The organism is Allocoprobacillus halotolerans, from assembly GCF_024399475.1.
Classification (GTDB): Bacteria; Bacillota_I; Bacilli_A; order Erysipelotrichales; family Coprobacillaceae; genus Allocoprobacillus; species Allocoprobacillus halotolerans.
In genome coordinates this window covers 331,662-346,619 of sequence record NZ_CP101620.1, presented here as the reverse complement: position 1 = coordinate 346,619, position 14,958 = coordinate 331,662, and the positions used below count along the sequence as shown (strand labels likewise).

Here is a 14,958-nt window from a genome sequence, read left to right as displayed (position 1 = left end):
TATATGACTTTTTAAACTGTGGAAGAAAAATGAGGATTTTATATAATAAAAGTGGAGGTGGAGCAAATGAACATATTATTTTTTAAACCAATTCCCCGTCCTGCATTATGGGGACATACATTGGTCAAAGATTATTTTCAATATCATGATTTTCCTGATGGAATAGGTCAGTCATGGTCATTTAGTGCCCAGGAAGGGGCTTCAACCATCTGTCTAAGTGAACCATTTCAAGGCAAAACATTGCTAGAACTATGGAATGAACATCAGGAACTATTTGGTTGTCCAAACGAAAAGTTTCCAGTCATTATTTCACTCGTTGCCCCAGAAGATGATTTGAGTATTCAGGTACATCCAAATGATGACTATGCCAAAAGGAAAGGTTATCCATGTGGGAAAAATGAAGCGTGGTATTTTATTGAAAGCAAACCACAGGCACAAATTGTCTATGGGCATCATGCGAAAGATGAACAAGATTTAAGACAATATATTCAAGATGAACGTTGGGATGATTTGATTGCCCATTTAGATGTCCATACAGGTGATTTTGTCTATTTACCTGCTGGATTACTTCATGCCTTAAAAAAGGCAGCATTGTCTATGAAATTCAACAGGCAACAGATATAACATATCGTTTTTATGATTATCATCGCCTAGATGCACAAGGTCAGGAACGTGAACTGCATCTAGAAGATGCGATTGCATGTTTGTCTTATGATCCAAAAGATGTGCAAAATGTGATTGAACCCGTTATTGAAAAATGTCAAGGCATGACAAAAACAACTTTTCTTTCTAACGATTCTTTTACAGTCATGAAAGTGGATATTGGTGAAAAAGCAACGTTTTTAGATACACGTTATCAATTAGCCACGATTGTTTCAGGTCAAGGCGTCGCCAATGGCATGAAGGTTCATATTGGTGATAGCTTCTTGATTCCAAAAGATGTCAAAGTGGATTTTGATGGACAGATGACAATTATGATGACAACAAAGTGAGGGATGAGAAAATGAGTCAATTGAAAAAAGATTTTTTATGGGGTGGCGCTTTAAGCAATGTCCAAGCTGAAGGAGGTTATTTAGAAGATGGCAAAGGACTAAATGTTTATGATACTCTAGTTGTGACACCAGAACCAGGTATCGCTCCCATGTTCTGTGATACAGCAGTAGCAACAGATCACTATCATCATTATAAAGAAGATATTGATTTGATGGCTGAGATGGGCTTTAAAGCTTATCGCTTTTCAGTGGTCTGGTCAAGAATTCATCCATTAGGGGATGAAGAACAGCCTAATCTTGCTGGATTAGATTATTATGAAGATATGATTGATTATCTTTTAGAAAAAGGCATTGAACCGGTTGTATCATTGGTGCATTTTGATATGCCAGACCATTTACTTAGAGAATATAATGGTTTTCTAAATAAACAGGTAATTGAATTTTTTGCCCGACATGTCGAAAGCATTGTGGAAAGATTTAAAGGAAAAGTCAAATATTATATTACTTATAATGAAATTAATCTTGCTCCATATATGCCAGATTTAGTGGCAGGGGTTTATAAACCAGATGATATGAGTCAAGAAGAACTGTTTAGTCAACTGACCATCAATGTTCAAATCGCTCATGCGAGAGCTGTTGATGTGATTAAACGTATTGATCCTCAAGCACAAGTCGGTGGTATGATTGGACATGCGCCATTCTATCCACTCACATGTCAGAGTCAGGATATTATTGCGGCTGATTTTAAAAACAAAATGCATAATTATTTACCATTTGATATAATGACAAGTGGAAAACTTCCTGAATACTTTATTCATTTTATGAAACAAAGAGATATTGTCATTGATTTTAATGAACAGGAACAAGCCATGATTGCTTCTTCTGCTCAAAAACTTGATTATCTTTCTTTTTCTTATTATCGCAGCAGTGTCCAAGGTTCTTATGATGATATAGATGATCTTATTGCATTAGAAAATGCCATTTTATTTGATAAGCGAGGTTTAAAAAATCCATACTATCCTTCCAATGAATGGGGTTGGCAAATTGATAGTGAAGGACTACGATATTCTTTAATTGATTTTTATCATCGTTATCATAAACCATTATTTATTGTAGAAAATGGAATTGGTATTGATGAGCAGTTAAAAGATGGCAAAGTTATTGATGATGAACGTATTGCTTATTATCAAAAACATATCACAAGTATTAAACGTGCTGTTTTACATGATGGTGTTGATTTGATGGGGTATTTAGCTTGGAGTCCTATTGATTTTTTAAGCAGTCATAAAGAAATCAGAAAAAGATATGGCTTTGTTTATGTCAATCGTGATTTTAAAGATTTATTAGATTTAAAACGTTATCGTAAAAAATCATTTTACTGGTATCAAAAAGTGATTCAAACACATAGTGAAGATTTGAATAATGATATTGATTATTAAGCCTGTTGAATAAAAAATGATAAATGAGAGGATAGGAAAATGATTTTCAAATATTCATTTTATTGATATAATCATATTATATAAATAGATGGAGATGGAAGAGATGATTATAACACAAAAACCTTTAAAAGTATTATTGATAGGAGGGACAGGAACGATTTCAACACCGATATGTGAAACATTAAGTCAAGATGAAAATATTGATTTATATGTCTTAAATCGAGGTCATAAACCTTTGCCTTTAGGGGCAAAGCCATTGATTTGTGATTTCCATGATGTTGAAAAAATGGAATCTTTATTAAGTGAATATACTTTTGATGTGGTTTGTAATTTTATTATTTTTAAACCTGAAGAAGCCATTGAACAAATTCAATTATTCAAAGGAAAGATTCAACAATATATCTTTATTTCAACAGTTGTCACATATAACCATGAAAATGCTGTGATGATTCATGAATCCCATGAACAAGATAACTGTTTTTCTCAATATGGACGTGATAAAACAAGATGTGAACAAATCTTTTTAAAGGCTTATGAAGAATTTGGTTTTCCAATTACAATTGTCCGTCCTTCACAAACTTATGGTTATGACCGTATTCCATTAAGTGTGAAAGGAAAAAGCTGTTGGAGTGTTGTTGACCGTATTTTAAATGATAAGCCTGTGATTGTTCATGTTGATGGAAAAAGTACATGGCATTGTACTCATACCCAAGATTTTGCTTATAATTTTGTTCAATTGATTAATAATGAAAAAACAATTGGACAAGCATATCACAATATTAATCCTGTCATTGTCAATTGGGATATGATTTATCATACATTATATGCTTTATTGAATAAACAACCACAAATTATTCATATTGCCAGTGATACCTTAGCTATGTCAGAGATTTATGATATTGAATCTTCTATTTTAGGTGATAAACAGTATTCATGTTTATTTGATATGTCTAAGATGCAAAAAGATATTCCTGACTTTCAAAACCATATTATGATTGAAGAAGGATTAAAAATATATCTTGAATATATGGATACACATCCTGAAAAGAAAGTCAAAGATGAACAATTTGATGAATGGTGTGACTATGTCATTCAGGCATATCAGGATTTTTGTGGACAATTAAAGAAAAGTGGACGCCTTTAATCAGGCGTTTTTTCATATTTCAATGAAAATAAACAGAAAAACGCATAATAAACGCACGGTATGTGTTTGAAATGGTAAATATATATCAAAAAAATATTAATTTGAGGCAAGATAGCAATGTTTTTGGCTATGTAAGAGGATATTTAACCATTTTTTCACATAATCATGTATAATCATAAGTAAAAAGAGGTGAACAATATGGGAATTGGTATCATAGCTTTAGGACTTTGGTTACTTTTAGGGATTTCATTAACAAGAAATGACATAGAACTTTTTCCAATGGCTTTATCAGTAATGGTTATTATTGTGGGAATGATGATTGTTTTAAGAAAAGTGAAATCACGAGAATTATTGGTATCACTTGGATTATGGTTGATTATTTTGATAATGGACATCTTTCAATTATTCATTTTTTTAATAGACTATGTATTTTTTATAGCTTTAGTGTTCACATTTATTGGTATTGAACGTATTGCTATAAATTATCCAGCTATTCAAAAATACCATAAGAATTATCGTATATATTTGATTATTTTTGCTATGATAATCTTTTTAAGTCGACTGATGGTCATAACCCAAGCAGAATTTCTTTTGATTCTGATGATTATTTTATTCATTCTACTAGAAATCTATTTGATTATTGTTTTGTATCATATGATACGTATCAATCAATATTTAGAAGAAGATTATCTTGAAGTTCATGTTCAATCATTCTCATATTCTTTCCATCAAAAAACAATTCTTATACTTCTTTCAGTCGTCAGTCTTGTGGGTATTATTTTTATACAAGATGGTTTTACTGAAACAATTCAACAGGAAGTTATCTTAGAAGAAACCCATTTTTTAAAGGTCAACGAACAAGATTATAAAGTTTTGCCTTTAGGCTATCATAAAGAAACAAAAAGTAGTTTACCTTCAAAAGATGAAACGACCGCTTACTCACCTATTGAAATCTATATGAAACAAAATTTATATGAAGATTTAGATCAAGTGCAATATCAGATTGTTAACGGAGATCAAAAAATTCTATCTTTCAAAGGAAAGTTTATTGAAAATGAATATGAAGATAATGAAACAACACCGTTTGATGGTTATATTGGTGGTTATGTTGAAGGTACGAGTTATGAAGACCTTTATAATGTTCAAGATTATAATCAGACATTGGATTTTGTATTGAAACTTTATAATGATAAAGGAGCATGTTATTATCAAGATCAAACAAGATTAGAAACGGTTGTATCTCATACTTATCGTTATGAAGATGAAAAGATTTGTATTGAAAATTTTCAGTATGATATGCATGTGATTACGAGAGCACCGCAAATTGAAGTGAAACAGTCTTATGATCAGGTTGCTAATATATTGATTTATATCATTGATGATAATCAAAAAGAAAATATTGTTTTGTCATATGATAAATATGAGGGGCAGGATGAATATAATTGTTGGGTGGTTAAACGTTCCATTTATCAGCCTCTACAACGCTTATCAAAAATCAAAATAGAATTGCGTGATGAAAATTATGAGGTTATTGATTCTTTCATCTGTGAATTGGAGGAAGTCTTATGAAAATCATATGTGCACTCCATCATCTTGATTCTTTAAGATCAATGTTAAGAGAATATCAACAATTAGATATTGTGATTGTTGAAAAAGGTTTTGATTATGAAAGTATGTGTTATTATTTTTCAATGGAACATATTGAAGATTTGATTTTCTATTTACAGAGTCTGTATCAAAAATATTTGCTTTGTTTTAATGGATATCAACAATACCAGCTGTTACCTCATCAGATTGATTATATCGAAGGTTATTCACAGGAAGCTTTTTTGCATAGTGATAATCAACAATATCAGATTCATCAAAAACTTTACGAATTAGAGGAAAAACTTAATCCTTATGGGTTTGTGAGAATTAATAAATCAACTCTTGTCAATATTCATAAAATCGAAAGTATCATACCAGAAGTTCAAAGAAGATATATTCTCGTTTTAAAAAACCAAAACAAACTCTTGTTGACACGTTATTATGTGAAAAGTTTTATGGAAAAGTTAAGGAGGAATAGTTTATGAAAGAGCGTATTGGGCTTCATTACGGTATCAGCTTTATCTATCTTGTATTGATGAGAAATCTTTTAGGACAGGGATATTTATATACAAGCTATTTGCCTTATTTTCAAAAAAGTTTGATTTATTGTTTAGTTTTAGCTGCTTGTTTTACAGTTCTTTTAGAAGTCTGGCAAATGTTTAAAGAAATCTATTTACCGCATCTTAAAATCAAAAAAGTTATGATTTGTTTATGTTTGATAATGGTTGTTTCATTCGTTTGTTTACAGTCTTTATATTATAGAGCTATTTTGTTATTTCTTTTCATTTATGTATGTCGAGATAGTTGGCGATATTATCAAATGAATAAATCATTATAAAAAAGCATTATATTTGCGTAGAATCTCTTTGAATCAATTCTACTGGCAAAATATAATGCTTTTCATTATCCACGGGATTTTCACCGTTCATCAATGACAACAACAAACCAGAAGCTTTTTGCGCTAATAGTTTTGTGTTTTGATGAATGGTAGATAAAGATGGATGACAGGCATAAGAAATAGGGATATCGTCAAAACCAATGACTTTCACATCTTGTGGAACACGAATATGATTTTCCGTTAAAGCCACGACAACTCCATAGGCACGCCAATCATTTGTCGCAAAGACACCATCAAAAGGAATATTGGATTGAACAAGTTTTTCAACAGCGTGTTTTGTGCCATCATAGTTAGGTGATGAAACATCAAGAAGAATCTGTAATTCATCATAAGCTTCTAATCCATAGTCTTTTAATGCCTGACGATAGCCTTCTAAACGTTGTTGATTGACGGACAAAGATTTGTTACGGGAAACAATTGCAATTCTTTTACAACCTTTCTTAATCAATTCTTCAGTTGCTAGATAACCACCACTATAATGATTAGATTCAACATAATAAACATTATGATGATTCTTTGGCTTTCTATCAATACAGACAATCGGAATATCTCTTGTCATAATACCAGTTGGTAATTCTTCACTGCCTGAAATACACATGATACCATCAACCATTTTAGAATCTAAAGATTGAAAATAAGCAATTTCCTTTGCTTCAGTTTGTGAAGTATTGCATATAAAAACAGAGTAATTCTTTTCAAAGAAATATTTTTCAATTTCTAGAACTAATAATGAAAACCATTCATTATTAATATTTGGCACAATAATACCAACAGTTTTTGATTTTGCCATTCTTAAACTTTTGGCTGCCATATTGGTACGATAGCCATATTGATCAATGATTTTTTGAACTCTAATTCTTGTTTCCTCAGAAAAACGACCATTATTATTAATCACACGTGATACTGTCGCTACAGACACGTTTGCTAATTTTGCAATTTCTTTAATTGATAAACTTTTCTTTTTATCCATAAAATGTCAACTCCCTTTTTTATTATATATGCTTTTTGCTAATTTTCATAGAAAAATTACAATTTGTGAAACAATATTCTTGAGTCATAAAATATGCCACAATTTCATATAGAAGAAACATAAAAAAATCAGTATAATAGGGTAAGGAGGTGCTATTTATGATTCGTTGGGGAATTTTAGGCATTGGAAATATCGCAAAACGTTTTATCAAAAGTTTAGAAAAAAGTGAAAGAGGTCTTTTGTATGCGGGTGCATCTTATACACCACAAAAATGTGAACTTTTTCAAAGTACTCATCCAGATGTTGTTGTTTATCATGATTATGAAGATTTATTAAAAGATGAGCATGTTGATGCTGTGTATATTGCTATGCGTCATCAAGATCATTATCGTTGGGCAAAGAAAGCTTTACAATATCATAAAGCGGTTTTATGTGAAAAACCAGCAACTTTGTATACCTGGCAGATGGAAGATTTAAAACAGACGGCACTTAAAAATCAAACGTTTTTTATGGAAGCGATGAAAACACGTTTTATTCCATTGATTCAAGACATCAAAGCATGTATTGAAAATAAGGATATTGGAGATTTAATCAGTGTGGAAACACGTTTTTGTTATTGCAGTGATTATCTTGCTGGACATTATTTATTTGATGTAAGTCAAGGTGGTATTTTAAATGATGTGGGAAGCTATAATATTGCCAGTACCCTTGATTATATTCATTCACCTGTAAAAAGTGTGACATCACAGGTTCAATTTCAATATGATGTAGATAGCCATGAAAAAGTGATTGTGACTTTTGAAAATGGACAGAAAGCGATTATGGAAATGGCTTTGGATGAAAAGAAAGATGCGATTTTAGAAGTGATTGGCACAAAAGGAAAAATTCTTGCACAACCTTTTTACCGTCCAACACAGGCGACCATCATTTTCAATGATGGCATAACAAAACAGATAGAAAAACCTTATCTTCATGATGATTTCTTTGGTGAAATTGAAGAAGTTCATCATTGTTTGGAAAATGATTTATTAGAAAGTCCACGTATGTGTTTGCAAGATTCTATTGATTGTATTTCTCTTTTGGAACAGATTAGAAATAGTTTTATACAAGAATGATTTCTTCATGATTTGAAGGAATCTTTTTTTGTTGTGGCACAATGTGTGCCACAAGCATGTATCGAAACAAGTCACAAAGTTGTTTACAATAAAAGCAAACAAAGGAGGAATAGAAAATGGGATTTCCAAAAGATTTTTTATGGGGTGGTTCAATCAGTGCTGCTCAAATTGAAGGAGCATGGGATGAAGGAGGAAAATCTCCTGTTGCGGTTGATTATTGTACAGCTGGTTCGACCACAGAACGTCGTCAAATCTGGTATTTAGATGAAAATGGACAAAAAGCACATAAAGACTGGGAAGCAGTGGATGAACTTCCTAAAGGTGCAAAGTATCAGATCTTTGATGATTTGCATTATACAAATCATGTCGCAAGTGATTTTTATCATCACTATAAAGAAGATATTGCTTTAATGGCTGAAATGGGCTATACAACATTTAATACATCTATTTCATGGGCTAGAATCTATCCTTATGGGATTCAAGGCGGTGTCAATAAAGAAGGGGTTGACTTCTATCGTCGTGTCTTTGAAGAATGTCGTCGTTATGGAATGGACCCAGTCATTACACTTTATAAATATGATGAACCTGTTTCTTTAAATCAACAACATGGTGGTTGGACAAATCGTGCCATGATTGATGAATTTGTAGAATTTGCAAGAGTTTGTTTTACAGAATACAAAGACTTGGTCAACAAATGGATGACTTTTAATGAAATTAACATCATTATGCCAATGGACGATACACCAAAAGAAAAAGCGCAAAGAAATTTAATTTATATGCATCATCAATTGGTCGCAGCTGCAAAAGCAACAATTGTTGCCCATGAAATTGATCCCCAATTAAAAGTAGGCGCAATGATCTGTGGCAATATGTCCTATCCTTTAACACCTGATCCTGAAGATGCTTTTGCTAGATATAAAAGATTTCAAGATTTCTTCTGTTATAGTGGGGATACACAAGTACGTGGAAAATATCCTGATTTTGCGAAAAGAATATGGAAACAATGGGATATTGAATTGCCTATCACAGAGGAAGATAAAGATGTTTTAATGAAAGGAAAAGCGATTTCTTAGGATTTTCTTACTATGCTTCAGGTGTTATCACAACACACCCTCAAGATGAAGAAAATATCACAGGAGGAAATGTATTAGGAAGTATTAAGAATCCATATTTAAAAGCTAATGCATGGGGATGGCAGATTGATCCATTAGGTTTTAAACATTTCTTACATATTTTAAATGATCGTTATCAAGTGCCATTATTTGATGTAGAAAATGGAATTGGTTTGATAGAAACAGAAGACAAAGATGGTATCTGTCATGATGAAGCACGTATTGATTATCATCGTCAACATATTCAACGCATGAAAGAAGCAGTTGAAGAAGGTGTTCAATTATTTGGATATACAACATGGGGTTGTATTGATCTTGTATCTGCTGGAACAGGACAAATGGATAAGAAATATGGTTTTATTTATGTGGATATGGATGATCAAGGAAATGGAGATTTACATCGTTCAAGAAAAGATTCTTTCTATTGGTATCAAAAAGTCATCAAGTCAAATGGTGAAGATTTGGATTAAAGACATCAATTGATGTCTTTTTTTATCAAGAATATGTTGATGAGAAAAGATATTTTTTTCATACGGCACATATTGTAACATGAAAATATGTGGAAACGATTACCCAAATCTTATACAATAGAATTATCAAAAAGGGAAGTTGTTAACGCTTGAGTAAACGTTTACTTTAGGAGGGAAATATGGAAAAATTATTATGTCCAAGTATGATGTGTGCAAATTTTGCAAATCTTGAAAAAGAAGTGAAAGATTTAGAAGCAGGGGGTATAGATATTTTTCATCTAGATGTTATGGATGGAAATTTTGTGCCAAACTTTGGAATGGGATTACAGGATATTGAATATATTGTCAAAGCTTCTTCAAAGCCTTGTGATGTTCATTTGATGGTAACGAATCCAAGTGTCTATATTCAAAAGTTTGCTGATATAGGTGTGAAGATTATTTATGTGCATCCTGAAACAGATAGTCATATTACTAGAACATTACAAATGATTAAAGATGCAGGAGTACAGTCAGGAATTGCAGTGAATCCAGGAACATCTTTTGAAACGGTGAAAGATATATTAAGTTTAGTAGATTATGTTTTGGTGATGACAGTTAATCCAGGTTTTGCTGGACAAAAATATTTATCATTTGTTGATCATAAATTTGGCCAATTCTGCAAGCTTAAAGATCAATATGGCTATAAGGTTATGATTGATGGTGCTTGTTCACCTGAAAAAATTGAAAAATTATCAAAAATTGGAGTTGATGGTTTTATTTTAGGAACAAGTGCTTTATTTGGAAAAGGCAGAAGCTATCAAGAAATTTGTCAAGAATTAAGAGCACTATAAAAGGAGGAATAAGCAATGAGTATTTTATTAGTTTGTGCAGCTGGTATGTCTACCAGTTTATTAGTCACACGTATGGAAGATGCCGCCAAGAAACGTCAAATTGATGTGAAGATTGAAGCACATCCTGTGGGAGATATTGAAAAATATGGCAATCAGGCTGATGTTATTTTATTAGGACCACAAGTGCGTTATCAATTGGCAGCAGTGAAAAAACAATATGTAAGTAAACCAGTAGAAGTCATCAATATGCAAGATTATGGTATGATGAACGGCGAAAAAGTTTTAGAACATGCTTTAAAAATAGCAGGAAAATAAAGGTGGTGTGAAAAATGAAAATAGGAATTGGAAATGATCATGTCGCAGTCGACTATAAAAATCAGATCAAACAATACATTGAAGAAAAATATGGTTATGAAGTCATTAATTTTGGAACGGATTCAACAGAAAGATTTAATTATCCTGTTGCTGGGGAAGCCGTGGCGAATGCAGTGATTAGTGGTGAAGTCGATAAAGGAATTGTTATCTGTGGAACAGGTGTAGGGATTTCACTAGTCGCTAATAAAGTCAATGGCATTCGTTGTGTCACTTGTAGTGAACCCTATTCAGCAAAACTTTCAAGAGAACACAACAATACCAATATGCTAGCTTTTGGGGCAAGAGTTGTTGGTATTGAACTTGCCAAAATGATTGTTGATGCATGGCTAAATGGTGAGTACGAAGGTGGCAGACATCAAGTCAGAATTGATATGCTTACAGATATTGAAGAAAGGCAAAAAAATAAATAATCTTAAATGTTGAAATAAATATCTATGATTAACAAAAGGCATCATTTATCAACAAAGCATCCTCTCTACTTTTTTGTTAATCATAGATTTTCATGAAAGGAAGGAATGAGAAAATGAGTTTTCCAGAGAATTTTTTATGGGGTGGAGATATTAGCGCAACACAAATTGAAGGTGCATGGAATGAAGGTGGCAAATCACCTGTTGAACCTGATTATTATTTAGGTGGAAATAAAGATAAATTAAGATACGCTTATTATCAGACGACTGATGGACAAATTGGTCAAGTGATGCAATATAGTGGGCAAATGCCTGCTGGAGCAAAATATATTTTGAAAGATGGTGAAATCTATCCAAATCATTTTGCGTCTGATTTTTATCGTCATTATCAAGAAGATATAGCCTTACTTGCCGAAATGGGATTTAAAGCATTGAATCTCACAATCTCTTGGGCAAGAATTTTACCACATGGTATTGCAGGTGGAGTGAATCAAGAAGGTGTTGATTATTATCGTCACGTCTTACAGGAACTTAAAAAACATCATATTGAACCTATTGTTACAATGTATAAATATGATATGCCAGCTTTTTTGTAGAAGATTTTGGTGGTTGGTCAAATCGTCAATTGATTGATGAATTTGTTGCCTTTAACAAGGTATGTATGGAAGAATATCAAGGTCTTGTGAAATATTGGATTACTTTTAACGAATTAAATGTTTTAAAGATGCTTATGGATGTAAATCCAACAGTCACTCAAGCTGATCGTCAACGTATTTTTGAAGAATCACATCATCAGATGGTTGCTGCTGCAAAAGTTGTTCAAATGGCACATCAAATCAATCCTGATTATCGAGTTGGTTGTATGATTGCAGGACAATGTACTTATCCACTAACTTGTGATCCAAAAGATGTCGCATTAGCCCAAAAGAAAATGCAAGATAATTTCTACTTCTTTGCGGATACAATGGTTAGAGGTGTTTATCCATCTTATGCTTCAAGAATTTTTAAAGAATATGGTGTGCAACTTCATATAAGTGAAGCAGACCAACAAGATTTAATGGCAGGCAAAGCTGATTATTTAGCCTTTTCATATTATATGTCATCTTGTGCCACAACACATGTTGATAATATTGAATTAAGTAATGGAAATCTTTCTTTAGGAGCGAAAAATCCTTATTTAGATGCAACGGATTGGAGATGGCCAATTGATCCTGATGGTTTAAAATATTATTTACATGAACTTTATGATCGTTATCAGGTTCCATTATTAATTGTTGAAAATGGAATGGGAGCCATTGATCAATTAGAAGCAGATGGTTCAATTCATGATCCTTATCGTATTGATTATCATAGAAGACATATTCAATGTATGAAAGAGGCTGTTGAAGAAGGTGTTGATTTAATGGGATATACAATGTGGAGTTGTATTGATTTGGTATCTTTTTCAACTGGAGAAATGAGAAAACGTTATGGATTTATTTATGTTGATATAGATGATGAAGGTCATGGAACAGGAAAACGTTATAAAAAAGATTCTTTCTATTATTATCAAAAAGTTTGTCGTTCTAATGGTGAAGACTTAGATTAAGGAGATTTCGTATCTCCTTTTTGTATGCAAAAACACCAATCATTGACGATTGGTGTTCTTTTTAAAATACAAGGCAGTATATAAAATATCAATAATATAATGAATAGATATACCATACAACATAATCCCAAAAGGAAGATGATGCTGATAACTATCAATATGTAAACTTTCATTACAAATCATATCTAAAGTAGGACTTATTTTTCCTGTAATTCCAATTACACGTATACGTTTTTTACGTAATGTGTAGGCAGCATCAACCATTGTCTGATTATGCCCTGAATGACTTACAACAAAGGCGAGCACATTGGAAGGTTTGATGGCATCTAAATAAACAGTATTCACAGCGTTAAATGCTTGGGCACGGATGCCAATGTTGGACAGTTTTAAACAGGCTGATTGTACTTCAGCGTAATTGTTATCATTAGCATAAAAATCAATCTGTTTGGCTTCCATCATATAATTCACTGTTCTGACAAAAGCTTCGGTTCTTGTAATCTTTTTGGTTTCCATAAAGACATGATAATAAATATCAGGAAGGACATTGATAATATCATTCATCGAACTGTTTTGATCGAGATGATAGTCTTTGGTTTGATTAAACATCATATATTCCTGACTATAAGTTAATTGGAAATCATGATAACCCTGAAAGCCTAATTTTTTAACAAAACGTACCATTGTTGGTGGACTGACATAAATCAGCTGTGACAGTTCTTTAGCATTGTGCTTTAAAATGCAATCTGGATGTTGTTGAATATATTGCACAATGGCTTCTTCATGAGGAGTTAATTTTATATTTTGAATAATATCTTGAATCATTGTATCACCTGTGTTTATTTTAACATAGAAAAGACAAAGAGAAAACGTTTTCTCGATAAAAATGACAGGAATGAAATTCAATTTCATGCTTTTGTAAAACCAATGAAATCGCATTTCTTTTGCATGAGAAAAGCTATTTTTTAGACATTGGTTTTTATAAAATGAAGCTAGATAAAGGAGGAAGATATGATGTTAGTTGTTGCTTATATTGGCTTTGGTAATAGTGTGTGTCGTTATCATTTGCCTTATGTTGAAAGAAGAAAAGACACAGTGAAAGTAAAATATATTTATCGTCGTGAAGAAGATCGTCAGGGAGATGAAGAAAGAGAAACTTGGTATCCTGATATTACTTTTACGACAGATATTGAACAAGTGATGAATGATCCAGAAGTCAATCTGATTGTGGTTAATACACCAGATGCCTTCCATGTTTCTTATACAATGCAAGCCTTAGAACACGGAAAAAATGTTCTTTGTGAAAAACCATTTGCTTTGACGGCTAAAGAAGCACAAGAAGTTTTCGCTTTTGCGAAAGAAAAAGGTTTGGTCGCTATGGCGAATCAAAGCCATCGCTTTGATGCTGATATGCGTACAGTGAGAAAAGTGATTGAATCAGGCGTTTTAGGAGAAATCTTAGAAGTCGAATCTCATTATGATTATTATCGTCCATCAATTGCTGATCATAAAGGTTTTGGCATTTTATATGGTTTAGCTGTTCATCCTATTGATCAGATCATTGGACAGTTTGGAAAACCAAATAAAGTCGTTTATGATTGCCGAAGTTTTGATCATCCAGGTGAATCAGATGATTATTATGATATTGATTTTTTCTATGATCATATGAAAGCTATTGTCAAAACAAGTTATTATGTTAAATTAGATTATCCACGTTTTATTGTTCATGGACGTAAGGGAAGCTTCTTAATGCCAGCTTTAGGACATCAAAGTGCTTTAGCGAATAAACCAGGACCAGTTGAAATCAGTTTTGATCCACTACCAGAAGATAAATGGGGAACATTATCTTATATTGATGAAAAAGGACAAGATATTACAAAAAAAGTGCCGACAGAAATTCAAGATTATGGTATCATATATGATAACCTATATGATGTGATTTTTAATGGTCAACCAAAGATTGTCAAAGATGAAGAAGTGATTGAAGTATTAAAAATTATTGAAAAGGCAACAAAAGTAGCAAAGGAGGCTTAA

The 14,958-nt window shown here is 32.2% G+C and carries 14 protein-coding genes and 2 pseudogenes; 14 read left to right on the top strand and 2 right to left on the bottom strand.

The window, feature by feature from the left end:
* The first annotated feature begins 66 nt into the window (after positions 1–66).
* The 7 genes from NMU03_RS02160 to NMU03_RS02130 all read left to right on the top strand — a co-directional run bounded on the left by NMU03_RS02160 (position 67) and on the right by NMU03_RS02130 (position 6,000).
* On the top strand, positions 67–624 hold the full coding sequence (locus NMU03_RS02160; RefSeq protein ID WP_290140902.1) for a type I phosphomannose isomerase catalytic subunit: 558 nt from the start codon (positions 67–69) through the stop codon (positions 622–624).
* Between the two features lie 80 nt (positions 625–704).
* Entirely contained in the window at positions 705–992 is a 288-nt protein-coding gene (locus NMU03_RS02155) for a hypothetical protein (protein ID WP_290140900.1), read from the top strand.
* A 20-nt stretch (positions 993–1,012) separates the two neighbouring features.
* Positions 1,013–2,431, top strand: coding sequence for a glycoside hydrolase family 1 protein (locus NMU03_RS02150; protein WP_435372959.1), 1,419 nt, complete (start codon positions 1,013–1,015; stop codon positions 2,429–2,431).
* 103 nt (positions 2,432–2,534) lie between these two features.
* Positions 2,535–3,575, top strand: a complete 1,041-nt coding sequence (locus tag NMU03_RS02145) for an NAD-dependent epimerase/dehydratase family protein (RefSeq protein WP_290140895.1) — start codon at positions 2,535–2,537, stop codon at positions 3,573–3,575.
* A 198-nt stretch (positions 3,576–3,773) separates the two neighbouring features.
* Positions 3,774–5,144, top strand: a complete 1,371-nt coding sequence (locus NMU03_RS02140; protein WP_290140894.1) for a hypothetical protein — start codon at positions 3,774–3,776, stop codon at positions 5,142–5,144.
* Entirely contained in the window at positions 5,141–5,647 is a 507-nt protein-coding gene (locus NMU03_RS02135; protein WP_290140891.1) for a LytTR family DNA-binding domain-containing protein, read from the top strand. The genes NMU03_RS02140 and NMU03_RS02135 overlap by 4 nt, the downstream gene beginning before the upstream one ends.
* On the top strand, positions 5,644–6,000 hold the full coding sequence (locus NMU03_RS02130) for a hypothetical protein (protein ID WP_290140889.1): 357 nt from the start codon (positions 5,644–5,646) through the stop codon (positions 5,998–6,000). Before NMU03_RS02135 ends, NMU03_RS02130 begins: the two co-directional genes overlap by 4 nt.
* A 7-nt stretch (positions 6,001–6,007) precedes the next feature.
* Here NMU03_RS02130 and NMU03_RS02125 read toward each other — a convergent pair whose 3' ends face one another.
* On the bottom strand, positions 6,008–7,030 hold the full coding sequence (locus NMU03_RS02125) for a LacI family DNA-binding transcriptional regulator (RefSeq protein WP_290140887.1): 1,023 nt from the start codon (positions 7,028–7,030) through the stop codon (positions 6,008–6,010).
* A 158-nt stretch (positions 7,031–7,188) separates the two neighbouring features.
* On the opposite strand from NMU03_RS02125, the gene NMU03_RS02120 reads away from it, so the two are divergent.
* The 6 genes and pseudogenes from NMU03_RS02120 to NMU03_RS02095 all read left to right on the top strand — a co-directional run bounded on the left by NMU03_RS02120 (position 7,189) and on the right by NMU03_RS02095 (position 12,927).
* Positions 7,189–8,145: a Gfo/Idh/MocA family protein gene (locus NMU03_RS02120; protein ID WP_290140885.1), complete on the top strand. Its 957-nt coding sequence runs from the start codon at positions 7,189–7,191 to the stop codon at positions 8,143–8,145.
* Positions 8,146–8,261: 116 nt separating this feature from the next.
* Positions 8,262–9,727, top strand: a pseudogene (locus tag NMU03_RS02115) (glycoside hydrolase family 1 protein).
* A gap of 179 nt (positions 9,728–9,906) precedes the next feature.
* Positions 9,907–10,557 (top strand): ribulose-phosphate 3-epimerase, encoded by a 651-nt coding sequence (locus NMU03_RS02110; RefSeq protein WP_290140883.1) that lies wholly within the window; start codon positions 9,907–9,909, stop codon positions 10,555–10,557.
* 15 nt (positions 10,558–10,572) lie between these two features.
* Entirely contained in the window at positions 10,573–10,872 is a 300-nt protein-coding gene (locus NMU03_RS02105) for a PTS sugar transporter subunit IIB (RefSeq protein ID WP_290140881.1), read from the top strand.
* 14 nt (positions 10,873–10,886) lie between these two features.
* On the top strand, positions 10,887–11,342 hold the full coding sequence (gene rpiB / locus NMU03_RS02100; RefSeq protein WP_290140879.1) for a ribose 5-phosphate isomerase B: 456 nt from the start codon (positions 10,887–10,889) through the stop codon (positions 11,340–11,342).
* 113 nt (positions 11,343–11,455) lie between these two features.
* Positions 11,456–12,927 (top strand): annotated as a pseudogene (locus tag NMU03_RS02095) (glycoside hydrolase family 1 protein).
* A gap of 39 nt (positions 12,928–12,966) precedes the next feature.
* Here NMU03_RS02095 and NMU03_RS02090 read toward each other — a convergent pair.
* The gene (locus NMU03_RS02090; protein ID WP_290140876.1) at positions 12,967–13,749 is read right to left on the bottom strand and encodes a MurR/RpiR family transcriptional regulator; all 783 of its coding nucleotides are present in this window, start codon (positions 13,747–13,749) and stop codon (positions 12,967–12,969) included.
* Positions 13,750–13,935: 186 nt separating this feature from the next.
* On the opposite strand from NMU03_RS02090, the gene NMU03_RS02085 reads away from it, so the two are divergent.
* Positions 13,936–14,958: a Gfo/Idh/MocA family oxidoreductase gene (locus NMU03_RS02085; RefSeq protein WP_290140873.1), complete on the top strand. Its 1,023-nt coding sequence runs from the start codon at positions 13,936–13,938 to the stop codon at positions 14,956–14,958.